This is a genomic window from Mucilaginibacter aquatilis, from assembly GCF_009755275.1.
GTDB lineage: Bacteria > Bacteroidota > Bacteroidia > Sphingobacteriales > Sphingobacteriaceae > Mucilaginibacter > Mucilaginibacter aquatilis.
Window position 1 is genome coordinate 286177 of sequence record NZ_WQLA01000007.1, and the last position, 18296, is coordinate 304472.

Consider the following 18296-nt stretch of genomic DNA (forward strand, 5'->3'; position numbering starts at 1 on the left):
GTGTTTGCAATTAAAATCCTACGTTTACACCAAATACAAAGCCTCTGTTAAAAATTGCGCTTTGAGTATCCGGATCAATAAAATCAACTGACTTATGAATATAACCCGGGTTAAGTGCCTGAGCATATACCTTTACGCGTGATAGATTGAGCTTTTGGGTAAGCTTGGTAGGCAAAAAATATCCCAAAGAAATATTACGTATTTTTATGAATGAACCATCCTGATAGTTCATTGACGTACGGTAAACGTCTCCAGCTGCGCTATTATAATTTGGCGATGGGTAAGCATTTGTTGGGTTTGTTGGTGTCCAATAGTCAAGCACGCGTTGCGCAAACCGGCCTTGTAGTGACTCTGCTCCTGCATCAATTATATACCCCCAGCGGGCAAATACAAATGCAGATAATTCAAAGCCTTTGTAATTGAAAGTATTTGTCATACCACCGTTCCAGTTCGGGCTACGGCTTCCTCTGAATACGCGGTCATTATTTGCATCAATACGGTAATCACCGTTTTGATCTTTGATTTTAATATCACCCGGATAAAATACACGGCGCGTTGGAGTGCTTGAAGCTTGTTGATATTTCAACATTTCACGCTGATCGTCCTCAGTATCTTGCCAGATACCAATTTTCTCGTAATCATAAAAAGTTTGAACACGCTGACCTATAAACCATCCGTTTGATACATCGTTAACCTTTCCTAAAGAAAGTTCTTCAATTTTCTCTCTGGTAGCAGAGAAATTTAGGCCTGTTGTCCAGGTAAAATCTTTAGTTTTTACGTTAACTGTATTTACGGTAATCTCAATACCTCTATTAGAAGTTCTGCCTATGTTATCAAAAGCAGAAGGATAACCATTTATAGGCGAAATACCTCTGTTTAATAACAGGTCTGAGGTACTGGTAGTGTACAAATCAATAGCACCATTAATCCTGTTCTTTAAAACACCAAATTCAATTCCTAAGTTATATTGCGTTGTTTTTTCCCAACCAATTGGATTTGGAAGTGAAATTGGATTGGCCAGTGATGCGTCAGACGATACATAACCCGGGCTTACATTTGGACCAAACGTGTAGTAAAGCGTTTGTAAAGCACCAATAGTTGTATAAGGTCTTACTGCAGCGTTTCCAACTGTACCAACTCCAACACGTACCTTTAATGCATCAATCCAGCTAAACTGTTTGATAAAATCTTCCTGATCTAAACGCCAGCCCGCTGAAACCGATGGGAAAGAATCCCACTTCATGCCTGGCTGCAATACCGATGATCCATCCCAGCGTACAAATGCAGTAAGTATGTACTTATTGTCAAACGTATAATTACCACGTACCATGTATGAATTTAGTCTCGAATCAACAAGGTTTGAGCTAAATGCATCAAGAGCCGAAACCGAATTTAACTGGTACCACAATTGTTTGGTGTAAGGAAGTTTAGTTGCAGTCATTGCTGAGCTTTCCTCACGGTTTGATTGCGAACTTTGTAACAAAGTAAGGCCGAAGTCATGCTTACCAACCGACTTATTGTAATAAAGAAGGTGGTCAAGTGTCCATGTCATTCTATTACCCTGAGCAAGTTGAGCCTGGTTAGTAGAACCTGCCTGGCCGGCGCCACGGTTAATAGATAAGGCATCCTGATAGCGTCCGTTATTATAATTACTTAGATCAGGACCAAACTGCAAACGGTATTTTAAACCCGGCAAAATGCTTAACTCAGCATAAAATGAGCCTAAAGCACGTGTAGTTTTACGCAGGTCAATATTGTATTTCTCTTCACCGATAGGATTTTGAATATTAACATCTCCGCCAGGTAAATTTATACGGTTACCGTTGGCGTCAAAAGGTACCGCGTATGGTAACATTCCTAATGCAGCAGAATACAGTTGGCCTGGTCCGGTAGCGTTGGAGGTTTGGAATCCATAATTCTGCGCACTGAAAGTTGCGTTTATACTGGCACCCATTTTAAACCACTTGGTAGGCGTTATATCAACACTTACTTTTGAGCTGTAACGAGTATAGTTTTGTCCTACTTGCGTACCATCCTGACGCAGGTAGCCAAAAGAACCATATGCAGTCATTTTATCTGTACCACCACTTGCGCTTAATATGTGATCATGAGTTACGCCTGTTTTTTTAACCATGTCACCCCAGTTGGTGGTTGGCACAAGGCTACCATCAAACGTTCCGTTAGCCCAACCTTTTTCTATGTTTGCAAAAGCTACAGCATCCTGGCCAAAAATCCTTCTGTCATCAGCTAAAGTGGGTGTTAAAGGATAAGTTGAGTTAGCATTAGCTGCCGGGTTCAAATATCCCACTCTACGGTAAGCATCTCTTCTAAACTCAATATACTGAGCAGAATTCATCATCTCCTGTGCGTTATGCAATGTCTCGATGGTAGCTGTCCCAACATAATCTAAAGATAACCTACCTGCCTTTCCTCGCTTGGTAGTTACTAATATGACACCATTTGCACCGCGCGAGCCATATACCGCCGTTGCTGATGCATCTTTTAAAACGTCGATATTTTCAATATCATTAGGATTAATATTTTCTATAGAGCCATTTAGTGGAATACCATCTACAACATACAACGGATCACTTGTAGCGGTAATTGAACGTACACCACGTATACGTACCTGACCTAAGGTGCCTGGCCTTTCAGCCGATCTGATATCAACACCCGAAGCCTTACCTTGTAAAGCTTCTAATGCGTTAGCTACCGGCCTTGAGCGAATTTCCTGTGCGTTTATACTTACTACAGATGACGTTACATCTGAACGTTTTACCACGTTGTAACCTACAACAACTACCTCGCTCAGGTTACTGGCCTGGGTAATTAGTTTTATATCAAGGTTAGTTTGGGTTCCAACAGTTACTTCTTGTGTTGTGAAGCCAACGTATTTAACCACTAATACAGTATTTGCATCAGGCACAGTGATAGAGAAGTTACCGTTTACATCAGTTATAGTACCGGTGGTTGAACCTTTGATGGTTACACTTACGCCCACCAATTCTTCACCTTTATCGCTGGTAACTTTACCTTTGATTTGTACGGGGGGCTGCTGGGCCGATACCGGAGTACTTACAGATGTTTCGGCAGCTGCAACCGATTGCTTTTTTGCCAATACAATACGGTCGTTGATTAGTTGATAGCTAATTTGATCGGGTAAAATATTGTTCAAAACGGCATCAAGCCTTTGCCCTGTAGCTGTGTAGCTGATTTTAGCGTTGTTTTGAATAATACTTTTGCTGTAAACAAACTTTACGCCTGTTTTTTCTCCCAGCGCTTTAATTGCGCTTTCTAAATTTGGTTCATTAATAGTAACACTTACTATTTTATCAAGGATTTGCGCATTGCTACTCTTGGCATAGGCCACTGTTGAGAGTATTAATGCAATAAATAACTGGCTCAAAGTTATCCTCATAATCTTCAGGCAGTTAGTTGGAGTTAGTAAATGATATTGCATACATTAAATTGGTTGTTTTTAAATAAATAATCGGCTTGTACTTAATTACCGGGTGTTCCCCTGCATAACTAACCGACATCAGGTTTTCAAATCGTCTTCTCTTTTATTCATTGATATTTAGTGAATTATGCATTTTATAATGTGGTATTTGATTTAAATACAAAGGTTTTATCGTCGTCAACCAGGTAAGCGGCATTAACTGATTCTTTGATCATTTCAAGTATAGCAGGCAAACTTTGATCGGTAAAGTCGGCAGTAAACGTCAACGCATTAAGATTTGCTTCCTTAGTGTAAATACGAATACCAAAACGCTGATTAAGTGCTGCAAACACTTTGCTCAATGGGGCATCTTCAAACGACAGGGACACCTTTTTCCAAATCCGCATTTCATTTTCAATTTGTTTGCCTTCATGCTTAACCATTTTATTGTGATTAAGCAGCGTTACCCTTTGGTTGGCTACAAGCATAACCTCCTGCCCTTTTTCACTTTGCGTAACCGATACTTTTCCGGTCACAACCGAAACCTCGGCAGGAGCATTTTTTAATGCTTTAACCCTGAAACTGGTACCCCAAACGCGCGTAATCAGCTCGCCGCTGTTTATTATAAAGGGATGAGCTTTATCTTTAGTTACTTCAAAAAAAGCTTCGCCGGTTAACTTAACCTCACGTGTATGGTCATCAAATTTGTCGGGATAGGTAATTGCACTTTCGGGGTTCAGCCAAACTATGCTGCGGTCGGGAAGAATTCGTTTTAATATACTTGAGCCGGTGTTTTTAAAAGTAACATTGGCTTTTAAATTTGTTGGTTGAGCATCAATTGTTGTTGACCTGGTATCGGCAATTTTTACTATTAGTAATAACAAGGCGGCAATTCCTGCTGCTGCACAAAAAACAGCGTACAACTTACCACTAAAAAAGCTGCCGCCCCCCTTTTCACGCTTTTGTTCAACGCTTTGCGTAAAACGATTGTACATTGAACGCTTCAAACCTTCCTGCTCAACTTCATCTAAAAATCGAAGCGGGTCAGGATGTTCGTCAAAACTATTGTACCACTCATCTACAAACTCCTTCTCCTCCGGTGTACAAGTGTTATTTAAATATTTACGAATAAGTTGAGGGGTAATTTTCATACCATAGCGTGCAATTACAGGTTAAGAAGCTTAGTTTAATTGGTTTATATAGTATATGACAACTAAACCCTGCCTTACCCTTGCATGCCCGCTAAATTTTTTTCGGATAAATGTAGAGCGAGAAAAAGCTGAAGATTAATATAGCATACATGAAAGTAATGCAACCATAAGTGTTACGCTTACTTTCAAACGCTTAATGGCTTTACTCAAATGACCTTCTACCGTTTTCTCTGAAATGCCAAGGGTGCTAGCAATTTCCTTATTGGTTTTATTTTGCATACGGCTCAGTTCAAAAACCGAACGGCACTTCTCGGGCAAAATGCTTACCTCTTTTGCTATTACGGTATTCAGCTCGTGTAACCTTATAATCTGCTCGGTTGAATAATCGGCGTGTGAGGTGGTCAATGATATGTTTTCAAACACAATGCTCTTACGGCTTTCGCGGGCAAAGTAATTCAACACTAAATGCTTAACTGAAGTGTAAATATATCCTTCAAACGATGTTTGTATTTTCAGTTTGTTACGGTTTGCCCAAAAGTTAGTTAAAAACTCCTGTACTATTTCTTCTGCCACCTCTCGGCTTTTAACCCGCTTATACGCAAACGAGTAAAGCTGCTTCCAGTAACGGTCATAGATTTCCTTAAAGGCTTGCTCGTGGTCTGCCTTTATCAGCTCCAGTAACTCTACATCATTCAGGCTTTGTACGTTGGGCATTTTTCTGTAAAAACTATTCAGTTAAAAAGTCAACTTTATTAAAAATCAAAAAACCAAAAAAACCAGCCCTGTATGGTAATACAAGCGCATTTAAGGAAACATACTGCTTAATAACAAATGAAAAATTGGCTATAAAAAACAGATTAGCAATTGGTGCAACTAACGTAAATAATATTTCAGCATTTACTATCCTGTAGTGTCATGCTTGGGCTTTAAGGTTTTTAATTTACAGCGTTTTACAAGTTGCTGTAATTTCAACCTCAAAACTTATAGAGCTAGTAGGTGTATATCTAATAAAGCCTTTTATATGCAAAACGATAAAGCCAAAACACTTGACAAGCTTGCCCAAAAAGCTGCCAACAACAATGTGGATAAAACAAATATTTCGGCTTTGCTTAAAAAGGCACCAAAAGGTGCTATACCTATACAAGTGAAGCCCATGCTGGCTACCCTTGTAGATGAGCCTTTTGATGATGAAAACTGGCAATTTGAAGTTAAGTGGGATGGCTTCCGCACGTTGGCGGTTTTAAACGAAGGTGAAGTTAGCCTCCTATCGCGCAATAATAAAAGCTTTACTGAAAAGTTTTACCCTATACATCATTTGCTTGAAACCTGGAAGCTGGACGCTGTGCTTGATGGTGAGATACTTGTACTCAATAAAAAAGGAGTATCAAAGTTTGGCGAACTACAAAATTGGAGAAGCGAAGCTGATGGCGCATTGGTGTACTATGTTTTCGACCTTTTGTGGTACGATGGCAAAGATATTACACAGCTTACCTTAGTTGAGCGCCAAACAATTTTAAAATCTATTTTGCCAGCTAACGACGACCGGGTACGGATTGGTCAGGTATTCACTACCAATGGAAAATCCTTTTTTAAAGATGCTGAAAAGCTAGGCTTGGAAGGCATTATTGCTAAAAAAAGAAACAGCACTTATACTCCCGATCTCCGTTCGAAAGACTGGCTTAAAATAAAAGTACACCAGCGCCAGGAGGTTATTATCTCAGGTTACACCGTTAATGAGGGTACCAGCAAACTTTTCAGCTCCCTATTATTAGGTGTGTATGAAAATGGTGAACTGCAATTTACCGGCAAGGTTGGAACAGGATTTAATAAGAAGATGCAGCAGGAGCTAATGGATGCATTTCAACCTTACATTGTTGAGAAAAGTGCTTTTAAAACCATTCCTGATATTAACAAACCATCCCGCTTTCGTCCCGACCCGCCTAAAGCTGTTGCCACCTGGTTAAGCCCCAAACTGGTTGGCGAAATTGAATTTAGCGAAATTACATCTGATGGCGTATTCAGGCAGCCATCATTTAAGGGTTTGCGGCCCGACAAAAAAGCCAAAGATGTAGTACGGGAAATTACAGAGCACACTGATGCTGTTACCAAAACTCAATCTGCAAGCGAAGCATTTGCTAAAGCGCTTAAAGCCCCGGAGGTTAGAGACCGTAACACATTGCTTAACCCTAACGAAGCAAGCCAGGTACGCCCTGTTTGCGGGCATAATATCAAATTCAACAACTTAAAAAAGCTATACTGGCCGGAAGATAATATAAGCAAGCGCGACATGCTCAATTATTATTATCAGATTGCCGAATACATTTTACCTTATCTTAAAGATCGACCGCTGTCGCTCAACCGCTTTCCAGGTGGTATTAACGGACCAAACTTTTACCAAAAAAATGTGAAGGACAAAGCGCCGGAGTGGGCCATAACTTACCCTTACACCACCAGTGATGGTAAGCACAAGGAGTTTTTGGTTGGCAACAATGAGGATACCTTACTTTGGGCAGCAACCTCGGGGTGCATTGAAATGAATCCATGGTTTAGTCGCACTGCGGCACCCGACCATCCTGATTATTGCGTGATTGACCTGGATCCGGATAAAAATACTTTCAACCAGGTTATTGAAGCAGCCCAAAAAGTGCATGAAGTACTTGAGGCTATTGGTGTGCCATCATATCCGAAAACGTCTGGCTCAACAGGATTACACATTTACATACCACTTGCTGCCAAATACACCTACGATGAATCACAGGATTTTGCTCGAAAACTGGTACATATTGTAAACGAGCAATTACCTGAGTTTACAAGTATTGAACGTATAATTGCCAACCGCGGCGGTAAAATGTATCTGGATTTTTTACAAAACCGCCCGGGAGCTACTATTGCCTGCCCCTACTCATTAAGACCTAAACCCGGCGCAACCGTTTCAATGCCACTACACTGGGATGAAGTTAAAGCCGGACTTACCATGAAGGACTTTACTATTCACAACACCGTTAAACGCCTTAAAGAACAAGGCGATTTATTTAAGCCTGTATTGGGCAAGGGCATAAATTTGGATAAAGTTTTAACAAAGGCTAACTCGCTGTTTAAATAATTCAAGCTTAACACTCTACGAATGCGGTTGATCCTAAAAAGATATTCGTTTAGGCCCTGATAGCATTTAGTTGAATTGAAATTTGCGTTAATCCTGTCTCAGGCTTTTAACCGGATTTACAGCCGCTGCCTTTAAAGTTTGGATGCTAATTACCAATGCGGTTAACATTGTAAGTGCTGCTATTGTAAAGACGAACGGTGTTATAGTGATGACTATTTTGTAAGCATAGTCATTTAACCATTTATTTATTAAAATATAAGCCACCGGACATGCAATAACGCAAGCAATTAAAACCGTAGAGAAGAAATCCTTTAGAAACAGCTGGGTAATATTGAATATTGATGCCCCAAGCACTTTTCGGACGCCCACTTCTTTTGTCCTTTTGTACAAACTGTCTGAAACTAGCGCTAATACACCCAGCAAAACAATAATCACGGTAAATGCTGTAGCTACATAAGATGCTTTTTTTAGCTGAAGTTCCTTTGAATACATTCTTTCTAAAGCAGCATCAACAAAGTTGCTTTCAAATGGAGCATCAGGCATCAATTGTGCCCACTTATTTTTAATCGCATTCAGGCTACTTTCAATCGGACCGCGTTTAAGTTTTATGGAAAAGTATCTGTAATAATTCACATCCTTAACATTCACAAACACCGACGGGCTGATTTTATCATGCATGGTTCCAAACTGAAAATCCTTTACTACTCCGCAAATATTCATCAGCGGCATATCCTGCGCTTTAAAGTTTTGCTCAATAGCCTGGTAAGCATTTTTAAACCCTAACTTTTTTGCATGCGCTTCATTAATGACTACCGGTAGCACATTGTTTTTTACATATTGAGTTTTGAAAAATTCTCCGGCTATCAACGGAATATTGTAAGTGGCCGCAAAGTTTTTATCGGCGGGCAACATAACTGATGAAAATGCCTGTGTAGAATCGGCAGCGGCTTTGTAAGCCTGCATGTAACTACCAAAATTACCGTCAGGTATGGAGTAAGATAGTGTTACGTTGCTAACTTGTGGAAGGGCCGCTATCTCGTTACGTACAGTTTCCATCTTATCTACACCCTCATTTGTCCAATCTCTTGGCACTTGTGTATATATCACTTGCTCCTTATCGTAACCTAAACCTTCGCCAAAAAACAGGTTGACTTGCTTTGATATTAACACCGCGGCAATTAGTACAGTTGCCGCCACGCTAAATTGAAATACTACCAGAATTTTCCGGAATAAAATCTTGTCGCCGGCCTGTTTTACCTTGCCTTTTAGTGAATCGATAGAGTTGAGGGACGAAAGATATATAGCCGGATAAGCTCCCGCAATAAGCCCGATTATAACAGCAAATAAAATTGATATCCCATAAAAAGACAAAGGAATAGCCGAAAACCTGGCAAGTTCAGTATTCAAAAGATTTCCAAAATATGGCCTTGCCAACAAGTAAATAATCAGCGCAATAAAATTTGCCATCAAAACGGTTAATACCGATTCGACCAGAAATTGCCCTACCAACTGTCTGCGCATACTGCCCAATACTTTTCGCAATCCCATTTCTCTTAATCTGCGGACAGAATTGCTAACGCTTATATTCACAAAGTTCACCACTGCCATAGTCAAAATAAACAGCGCAGTAAATGATAATGTGTACAGCATTTTAGTAACCGTACTACTTAAATAATACTTGGTTAATGGTAAAGCGTAAGCCGTTAAATTGCTGCTTATGGTGCCGGCTGCATTTTTTTGAATAAGTTGATTCATGGCTGTATTTAGGCTTGATATACTTGCGCCAGGCTGTAACTCAACAAAGCCCATTATATAGAAGTTCGCCCAGCCTTCCATTGTCCTGTCAAAGAACTTAGCGGCACTAACAGGTAAAAATATTCCTAAGGTCTCGCCATTGTTAAGTTGAGTAACCGAGTTAAAAGGCATTTTTTTCAACACACCTTTAACAATAAAATCCTGCTTCTTGCCGGCAAAATTTTCTAAGGTGAGTGTTTTTCCAACGGCATCAACTTTACCAAAATACTTAACCGCTTTTTCTTCACTAATAACCATACCATCCGGAACGGCTAAATTTTGTTTTGAACCGCCATATGCAAACTCAAATCCATACATGCCAAATGCTGTACTATCGCCAATGGCAATAACCTCGCGCGAGTGCAAATCATCTTTAGAGGTGATTGCGGTTACGCCATCCCAACGGTAATAGTTGGCAACTAAATTCGGATATTGATTTTTAAGCGCAACGGGTAGTTGAGCAATAGTTGTAGTTTCTATGCTCATATTGCCATCTTTCCATTTGCTTTGAATAATGAACTGATTTGCTGAGTTCTTAAGCTTATGGTTAACGTTGGTTTCCTGCCATACATAAATGCCAATAATGTAAATGAAAGCAATAGCAATTGATAGCCCAAAGATGTTTATCAAGGCCACAAATGGATTTTTACAGATATTTCGCCAAGCAATTTTAACGTAATTTTGAAACATGAGAGTTAAGTTTAGAACTAAGGTATATCACACAATATATTAATGCTCAATACTTAACAGAATTTAACACTTTGCTACATACGAATGAATAAACAGCAACGCAAATTAAAAGGCATACACAGGTTTAAAAGATTACAAAAGATACTTGGCATTACGACAGATAATCATGTTTATAAATCAACAGGTAAGCCTTGTTCATGTTATTTATGCAGCCCCTACAAGTACAAACAAAACGGCACCAAAAAACGTGAGTTTAATAACATCCGGTTTGAAAAGGAAAATGCCGTTTAACGGTTCACACCTGCGCAAGTGCCCTGTAGTTGAGAGGCAACATCTGTAAAGCGTATTAATTAAATTTTATACCTTGCCGTTATGAAACGTTTACTTATCATCTTGTTTTTTATCAGTAGCGCAGCAGTAGCTCAGGAATATGATACCCAGCGTAATATTTCGTACTATGCAGATGGCAATGGTGATGCTTATAAAACGTCACAATGCAGGTTAGACATATACTACCCAAAAAATAAGAAAGATTTTTCTACGGTATTGTGGTTTCATGGTGGAGGTATAACAGGCGGCAGTAAAGAAATTCCTGCTGCGCTTACTCAAAAAGGAATTGCTGTAATAGGTGTTGGCTACCGTTTGTCGCCTAAAGTTAAAGCACCGGCATATATTGAAGACGCCGCTGCCGCAATTGCCTGGGCATTTAATAATATTGCTAAATATGGCGGTAGCAACAAGTTAATCTTTGTTTCAGGACACTCGGCTGGCGGGTACCTTGGCATGATGGCCACCTTAAACAAACAATACCTTAAAAAGTATAATATTGATGCTAACAGCATTGCCGCACTTATACCATTTAGCGGACAAGCCATAACGCATTTTACCGTACGCCAGGAAAGAGGCATAAAAGATGTTCAGCCAATTATTGACGAGTATGCCCCACTTTACCATGTTAGAGCTGATGCGCCCCCTATGTTGCTAATTACCGGCGACCGTGAATTAGAATTACTTGGCCGGTATGAAGAAAATGCGTATTTATTACGCATGATGAAGCTGGCAGGCAATAAACAAACGCGCTTGTACGAGTTGCAAGGCTTCGACCATGGCGGAATGGCTCAGCCTGCCTTTCCACTACTTATAAAAGAAATTAGTGAAGTGAGTAAAGCAATTACATCGGGTGGAAAATAGAAGTTTGGTAATGCTTTATCGATTCTTGAATTACCAATTATTCACAACAAAATAACATTAAAGCTTTATACAAAAGCGGTCATCCGGCTAATACAGCTTATCCCAAACTTATCAGGTTTGTATTAGATATCATCACTTATTTCAATAAGATCTTGCATCTTTAACAACAACGCTACCGTCATTAAGAACAAAGAAGTATTTTCCGCCATGTAGCTGCATAGAATTTTCTTCTCGGAATTTGACTAGCTTGGTTGAATCATTAAATGCAGGTATCATTTTATACTTTGGAAGGAAAGGTTCCAATTCCGCCCTTAACTTTGCCTTACTGTCAGCAGTGTATTTGACTTGTCTTTCGCGGGAAACCCATTTCTCGTACATCATTATTAACCTTCCGCTACTACTAATTGCATACGAAGAGGGATACATACGATCGTTTTCTGCATTATCGAGCTCGTAATAGTCTACGTTTACATAAAATATGGCAGAAGTATTAGGCGGCAGTTTTGGATACGATGACGTAGGCCTAACTATTACAAATCCGCGCCCCTTGCTAAATGACGAATTATCTGCAGTTTTATCTTCTATAAACTTCTCTAGCGCGTTTTTAAATGCGTCGCCTTTAAGTTCAATCTTTTTTATTTCAATTGAATCAGCGTTTGATTGCGCTAAACAAGCGTGAGATACAAAAACAGATATAAAAAGGATCAAAAACAATTTCATTTTTATAAGTTTTTTAACAGTACTTATCAACCACGCTTTAACAGCTTTAAAATTTCATTTTATAGCTATAATCAACGTATACTCAAATTTATAATGATAACCCTTATTTGGTTAATAAACATGCTCAAAATAACCTGCACAAATTCCGCACAAAAAATAAAAAAGGCCACTTAATTAATTTAAGTGGCCTTTTATGTGCTCCCGAAGGGATTCGAACCCCTATCGATGGTACCGGAAACCATAATTCTATCCATTGAACTACGGGAGCTTTTTGTGGCAGCAAATATAGTTTTTTCAACCTTATTCAAAGGTAACTAACGCGTTTTAGTGATTAAAATAAAAAAGGCCTTCCTGCTAAGCAAGAAGGCCTTTTTGAATGAGTATTAACTAGTAACCAAACACCTGGTTAAGGTTAAGCTTGGTAAGCTCACCATACTTTTTCAAATCATCGTCAGTAAGGCGTTTTTCTGAAGCCACAACACAGTAAGTGTATGGTTTGTCTTTCACTTCATTGTTGTGGAACGCTTTAACATCAGCATAATTTAATTTGTTTAAACTATCATACGTTGTTTTACGCTGGTCAAAATCAAGCCCGCGGCGTTTTGCAGCCAGGTAGTTGAAAATGATACCGTCCTGAGTCACACGATCAGTCTCCAAAGATTTACGGATATTATCACGGGCTACGCTTAAAGCTTTTTCTGATTCAGGTAAATCATTTAGTAACTCATTCATACCCTTAATGGCTTCGTTGAATTTATCGGCCTGCGTACCTACGTAGGCAACAAATACACTATTGTCATCCTTTTTAGCAGGCTCAGCGTATGTTGCATAAGTTGAGTAAGCTAGAGCTTTTGATTCACGAATGGTTTGGAAAACAATACTGCTCATACCACCACCAAAATAGTTGTTGTATAATTCAACAGTTGGCGTTTTAGCAGCATCGTAAGACGTTTCGTTACGTATCCAGTTAATTTCAGCCTGCACCATATCAAAATTGGCAAACAACACTTTGTTTTTATCTGATGCCACACGGTTAAATTGCTTTGCAGTCGGGTACTCAGTAAATTGTGCCGGCGTTTTATGTAACGGCGTTAGCGAAGCTGCTAAGGCAGTTGCTGTTTGCGGGCCATAATATACCACAGTATGCTTGTATGTTGCAAGGCTGTGAAGTAAAGCAACTAAATCTTCAGCTTTGATAGCGTCAAGTTCTTCGTTACTCAATACATTATTAAATGGATTTTGAGCACCGTACTGAGCATAGCTTAATAAACCTTGCATAATTGCGGTTTTGTTGAGCTTGGCATTTTCACGCGCTTTTTTCAAGCGGACTTTAAGTCCTTCAAGCGCTTTAGCATCTGGTTTACAGTTGGCAATAAGGTCTTCATACAAGGTAACTGCTTTGCCAAAGTTTTCCTGCAATCCGTTAATGCTTACAGTGGTAATTTCGGTATTAGCAGTTAAATTGAATGATGCTGCAAGTTTGTAAAAAGCTTTACTGAAATCTTCAGCGCTCATTTTGTCGGTACCTAAAAATTGCAGGTACTGCGCAGCAACCGGCAGCAGCTTATTGTTCCAGCTACCCATATCGTAGCGGTAAAATAAACGGAACAAGCTATTGTCTTTATTTTGAACAGATAGAACATCTAACTGACCGGCTTTAGCGCGTTGAATATCGCGATTGTAATCAAGCCATACAGGTTGCACTGCGTTTGCAGGCATCCCATTTACCAATTTAAGGAACGGTGATTGCGCCTCACGGTTTACACTTACCGGGGTAATGGTTGGTTTATCAACCTTAACAAGGTCTTTGTCTTCTCCCTGGTGCTTGTAAACTATTACGTAATTGTTATCATTCAGATACTTGTTGGCAAACGCTACAATTTGAGCCTTGGTAATTTTTGAAAGCTCGCTTACTGTAGAAACGTTTGTTTTCCAGTCAACACCAGATGTAAATGCATCCATCAGGTTATTAGCACGAGAGCCATACTCTTCATTTTGCTGAATAACCGTTTTTTTGTAATTGTTTACAATTGACGGAATCAGATCATCAGCAAATTCGCCTTTTTTCAATTTTGTTATCTCGTCAAGCATCAAGCCGCGCACATCATCAAGGGTTTGACCTTTAACGGGGTTACCTTGCAATACTAAAGCGCTATAGTCTTTAAGTACGTACGAAAAAGCTCCGGCACTAAGCAGCTTTTGCTTTTTAACCAGGTCAAGGTCAAATAAACCTGCTTTACCATTGGTTAAAATATCGCTTACCAGGCTAAGCATTTGCGCATCGCGGGTGCTGGCGCCCGGAAAACGGAAAGCTACAGTAAGATTTTCAGGCGTTGGGCCATATACATCGCGCTTAACCGGGCTGGTAATTGGCTGTTCGGCACCAAAAGTATAAGCAGGTACAGGTTTGCGCACCATGTAGCTAAAGTACTGGTCAACTTTTTTGATCATTACATCAGGGTTAAAATCACCCGACATGATAATGCCCATGTTGTTAGGCACGTAGTAGCTGTTATAATAGTCCCTTATTTTTTTTAATGAAGGGTTTTTCAGATGCTCAATAGTACCGATAGTAGTTTGTTTACCGTAGTTGTTGTTGGGGAACAGGGCAGCAAACATGGTTTCAAAAACCTTACGGCTGTCATTATCAAGTCCGCGGTTTTTTTCTTCGTACACAGCTTCCAGTTCCGTATGGAATATGCGTAATACCGGTTTACGGAAACGCTCGGCCTGTAAGGTTAAAAACTTATCTACTGAAGAACTTGGAATATCTTCAGTGTAAACAGTTTGCTCAAAAGATGTAAAGGCGTTACTGCCTTGCGCACCCATTGCAGCCATTGCCTTATCATACTCGTTGGCAATAGCATACTTAGCTGCCTCTCCTGAGGTTTGGTCAATTTGCTTGTAAATTTCGTTGCGCTTAGCCTCATCTTTGGTTGAGTTGTACTGCTCGTACAAACCGTCAATTTTATCTAATAGAGGCTTTTCTTTAGCCCAATCAAGTGTACCAAACTTATCAGTACCTTTAAACATCATGTGCTCCAGGTAGTGAGCCAAACCAGTGTTGGTAGCAGGGTCAGTTTTGCTACCGGCTTTAACGGCTATAAACGTTTGTATACGAGGCTGTTTTGGCGTAGCGCTCAAAATAACGGTTAAACCGTTTTTAAGTGTATAAAAGCGTGAGTGGGTTGGGTCGCCGGTTACGTACTTGTACGGATAACCGTTGGCTGTTGCAGTTTTCCATTCAAACTGCGACTGGGCCATAACAGCCACACCGGCAAAACTTAGCCAGCAGCTGATAATCAAATGTTTAAATTTCATTGAGAGTTGATTAAAGGCCTAATATAGCTTTAAAACCAGTTTTTACAAAGGCCAACATTCATAAAAAAATGCTTGTTTACATTTTAAATAAGGCCAAAAAGAAAAAGGCCATCCTTAACGGATGGCCTTTCGTATTTGCTATATAATCAGCTTGTATTTTATTTCTTGGTATTACGCTTTAAACATTAAACCTGAAGTGCATAATATCACCGTCTTCAACAATATAAGTTTTGCCTTCAACACTTAATTTACCAGCTTCCTTACAGGCATTTTCTGATCCGTATTTAACGTAATCGTCGTATTTGATTACCTCGGCACGTATAAAGCCTTTTTCAAAATCAGTATGTATTACACCTGCTGCCTGTGGTGCGGTAAAACCTTTGGTAATAGTCCAGGCGCGTACTTCCTGTACTCCCGCAGTAAAATAGGTACTTAGGTTAAGTAGCTTGTATGCAGCTTTTATAAGTTTGGTAACGCCCGATTGCTCTAAACCCAAATCATCCAAAAACATCTGGCGTTCTTCAAAAGTCTCCAGCTGGGCTATTTCTGATTCAATTTGAGCCGAAATAATCAACACTTCGGCGTTCTCTTCTTTAACAGCTTCGCGTACTTTTTCAACGTATGCGTTACCGGTGTTAACTTCGCTTTCGCCAACATTACATACGTACATTACCGGTTTAGCGGTTAACAACCATAAATCGGCTATATGCTCCTGATCTTCTTCTGAAACAGCAGCCGTACGGGCCGATTTACCACTAAGTAAATGTTCTTTGTAAATGCCTAATACTTCAAATGCCTTCTTAGCATCCTTATCGCCACCAGTTTTAGCGGCCTTTTCAACCTTTTGCAGCTTTTTTTCAACCGAATCAAGGTCTTTTAACTGCAGCTCGGTATCAATAATCTCTTTGTCACGAATAGGATCAACAGAACCATCAACGTGAATTACGTTATCGTTATCAAAACAACGCAAAACGTGAATTATAGCATTTGTTGCACGTATGTTACCCAAAAACTGGTTACCTAAACCTTCACCTTTGCTTGCTCCTTTTACTAGGCCGGCAATGTCAACAATTTCAATAACGTTGGGTACAACGCGTTGCGGGTTTACCAGCTCGGTAAGTTTGGTAAGGCGCTCGTCGGGCACAGTAATAACACCCACGTTTGGCTCAATAGTACAAAACGGAAAGTTTGCCGCCTGTGCCTTTGCGTTTGATAAACAGTTAAAAAGTGTTGATTTGCCCACGTTTGGTAAACCAACTATACCACATTGTAAACCCATTAGTTTAGTTTTTGTTAAGTAGTTAGTTGAGCTGAAGTGTTGATTGGTAAATAGTTAATAACGCGCATTTAGCTGTTTAACCGCTTACTTTAATCAACCACTCAACCAACAAAAAATTTTGCGCAAAGATAATATAAAAACACCCTTAAAATTTGAAAAAATAAACGACTTTTGCGGGCGTTAAACAAAACTGTATTTTAATATAAAAATGTAAACACGGGGGCCGAGTATGGAAGAAATGGTTGAACAAGTAGAACTGTTACTGCAACAAAATAATGAACAACAGCTAACCGACTATTTGAACAATCTGAACATATCGGAAGTTGAAGAATTGATTGGTGAACTCCCCGAACATGCACACCGCTTTGTTCAGCTCTTATCTCTTAACCGCGCAGTAAACGTTTTCAGGATACTTGATTTTCCGGTACAGGAGCGCTTACTCAAAAAACTGCCCGGCACCAAAACTGCAGAACTTATAAACGAATTGCCACCTGACGACCGCACCGCTTTATTTGGCGAACTGCACGCAGATACGGTAAAGGCACTGATATTACATCTCCCACCAGACGACCGGAAAGAAGCCTTGGTTTTACTTGGGTATGAAGAGGATAGCGTTGGCCGCCTGATGACGCCCGACTACATTGCCGTTAAAAAAAACTGGGATGTAGTTCAGGTGCTTTCGCACATACGCCGTTACGGTAAAAACTCCGAAACCATTGATGTAATTTACGTTATTAATGATAACGGTGTATTACTGGATGATATACGTATAAGGGAAATATTATTGGTTGACCCTGCCACCAAGGTAAGCGATCTTGTTGACGATCGCCTTATTGCCCTTAATGTGAATGACCCGCAGGAGGAAGCCATAAACATATTCAGGATGAATAACAGGGTGGCGTTACCTGTTACTGATGATAATAATATACTGCTGGGTATTGTTACCGTTGATGATATTTTGTGGATTGCCAACGAAGAGTACACCGAAGATATTCAAAAAATTGGTGGTACCGAAGCGCTTGATGAGCCTTACCTGGATATGCCACTGCTTAAACTCGTAAAAAAACGTGTAGGCTGGCTTATCATTCTTTTTTTAGGCGAAATGCTTACGGCTACGGCAATGGGCTATTTTGAAGGTCAGATAGCCAAAGCTGTTGTACTGGCCTTGTTTGTACCTCTTATTATTTCAAGTGGCGGAAACAGTGGTTCTCAAGCATCAACGCTCATAATACAGGCTATGGCCCTTGGTGAGGTTACCGTGGCCGATTGGTGGAGGGTTATGCGTCGCGAAATAGTATCAGGCTTACTTTTAGGTATTACGCTGGGATTAATTGGCTTTATACGGATTTTTGTTTGGACACTTTTTAGCAACATATACGGACCTCACTGGATGGCGGTTGGCTTTACTGTAGCCTTTGCCCTGGTTGGTATTGTGTTATGGGGATCACTGGCTGGATCAATGTTACCTTTATTACTTAAAAAACTGGGGTTAGACCCTGCAACATCCTCCGCTCCTTTTGTTGCAACGCTGGTTGACGTTACCGGTTTAATCATTTACTTCACCATCGCTGTATCTATCATGAATATTTAATTGGCCGGCTTTAATAG

The 18296-nt window shown here is 40.0% G+C and carries 10 protein-coding genes and 1 tRNA gene; 3 read left to right on the top strand and 8 right to left on the bottom strand.

The genetic code is table 11. The annotated features are described in order from the left end of the window. Window positions 1–10 precede the first annotated feature (10 nt). The 3 genes from GO816_RS17175 to GO816_RS17185 all read right to left on the bottom strand — a co-directional run bounded on the left by GO816_RS17175 (window position 11) and on the right by GO816_RS17185 (window position 5304). The gene (locus GO816_RS17175; protein WP_198171557.1) at window positions 11–3418 is read right to left on the bottom strand and encodes a SusC/RagA family TonB-linked outer membrane protein; all 3408 of its coding nucleotides are present in this window, start codon (window positions 3416–3418) and stop codon (window positions 11–13) included. Window positions 3419–3594: 176 nt separating this feature from the next. Further along, entirely contained in the window at window positions 3595–4590 is a 996-nt protein-coding gene (locus GO816_RS17180) for a FecR family protein (protein WP_157543178.1), read from the bottom strand. A gap of 135 nt (window positions 4591–4725) precedes the next feature. After that, entirely contained in the window at window positions 4726–5304 is a 579-nt protein-coding gene (locus GO816_RS17185; protein ID WP_157543179.1) for an RNA polymerase sigma-70 factor, read from the bottom strand. A gap of 307 nt (window positions 5305–5611) precedes the next feature. On the opposite strand from GO816_RS17185, the gene ligD reads away from it, so the two are divergent. Continuing rightward, window positions 5612–7693: a DNA ligase D gene (gene ligD / locus GO816_RS17190; protein WP_157543180.1), complete on the top strand. Its 2082-nt coding sequence runs from the start codon at window positions 5612–5614 to the stop codon at window positions 7691–7693. Between the two features lie 87 nt (window positions 7694–7780). Here ligD and GO816_RS17195 read toward each other — a convergent pair whose 3' ends face one another. Next, window positions 7781–10177 carry an ABC transporter permease gene (locus GO816_RS17195; protein ID WP_157543181.1) on the bottom strand — a complete coding sequence of 799 codons (2397 nt, stop codon included), beginning with the start codon at window positions 10175–10177 and terminating at the stop codon, window positions 7781–7783. Window positions 10178–10549: 372 nt separating this feature from the next. Here GO816_RS17195 and GO816_RS17200 point away from each other — a divergent pair, with 372 nt between their 5' ends. Continuing rightward, a complete protein-coding gene (locus GO816_RS17200) occupies window positions 10550–11368 on the top strand; it encodes an alpha/beta hydrolase (protein ID WP_157543182.1) in 819 nt (272 codons plus the stop codon). A 141-nt stretch (window positions 11369–11509) separates the two neighbouring features. On the opposite strand, the gene GO816_RS17205 is transcribed toward GO816_RS17200, so the two are convergent. From GO816_RS17205 to ychF, 4 genes are all read right to left on the bottom strand, one after another. Continuing rightward, on the bottom strand, window positions 11510–12088 hold the full coding sequence (locus GO816_RS17205; RefSeq protein WP_157543183.1) for a hypothetical protein: 579 nt from the start codon (window positions 12086–12088) through the stop codon (window positions 11510–11512). A 196-nt stretch (window positions 12089–12284) separates the two neighbouring features. After that, a tRNA-Arg gene (locus tag GO816_RS17210) sits at window positions 12285–12356 on the bottom strand. A 119-nt stretch (window positions 12357–12475) separates the two neighbouring features. After that, complete coding sequence (locus tag GO816_RS17215; protein WP_157543184.1) at window positions 12476–15409, bottom strand: M16 family metallopeptidase; 2934 nt, start codon at window positions 15407–15409, stop codon at window positions 12476–12478. A gap of 178 nt (window positions 15410–15587) precedes the next feature. After that, window positions 15588–16688, bottom strand: coding sequence for a redox-regulated ATPase YchF (gene ychF / locus GO816_RS17220; protein WP_157543185.1), 1101 nt, complete (start codon window positions 16686–16688; stop codon window positions 15588–15590). Window positions 16689–16917: 229 nt separating this feature from the next. Here ychF and mgtE point away from each other — a divergent pair, with 229 nt between their 5' ends. Beyond that, entirely contained in the window at window positions 16918–18279 is a 1362-nt protein-coding gene (gene mgtE / locus GO816_RS17225; protein WP_157543186.1) for a magnesium transporter, read from the top strand. Window positions 18280–18296 lie beyond the last annotated feature (17 nt).

Excerpts from the sequence above, each read along its gene's own strand:
- GO816_RS17175 (WP_198171557.1), bottom strand. The coding sequence starts at position 3,418 with ATGAGGATAACTTTGAGCCAGTTATTTATTGCATTAATACTCTCAACA.
- GO816_RS17180 (WP_157543178.1), bottom strand. The coding sequence starts at position 4,590 with ATGAAAATTACCCCTCAACTTATTCGTAAATATTTAAATAACACTTGT.
- GO816_RS17185 (WP_157543179.1), bottom strand. The coding sequence starts at position 5,304 with ATGCCCAACGTACAAAGCCTGAATGATGTAGAGTTACTGGAGCTGATA.
- ligD (WP_157543180.1), top strand. The coding sequence starts at position 5,612 with ATGCAAAACGATAAAGCCAAAACACTTGACAAGCTTGCCCAAAAAGCT.
- GO816_RS17195 (WP_157543181.1), bottom strand. The coding sequence starts at position 10,177 with ATGTTTCAAAATTACGTTAAAATTGCTTGGCGAAATATCTGTAAAAAT.
- GO816_RS17200 (WP_157543182.1), top strand. The coding sequence starts at position 10,550 with ATGAAACGTTTACTTATCATCTTGTTTTTTATCAGTAGCGCAGCAGTA.
- GO816_RS17205 (WP_157543183.1), bottom strand. The coding sequence starts at position 12,088 with ATGAAATTGTTTTTGATCCTTTTTATATCTGTTTTTGTATCTCACGCT.
- GO816_RS17215 (WP_157543184.1), bottom strand. The coding sequence starts at position 15,409 with ATGAAATTTAAACATTTGATTATCAGCTGCTGGCTAAGTTTTGCCGGT.
- ychF (WP_157543185.1), bottom strand. The coding sequence starts at position 16,688 with ATGGGTTTACAATGTGGTATAGTTGGTTTACCAAACGTGGGCAAATCA.
- mgtE (WP_157543186.1), top strand. The coding sequence starts at position 16,918 with ATGGAAGAAATGGTTGAACAAGTAGAACTGTTACTGCAACAAAATAAT.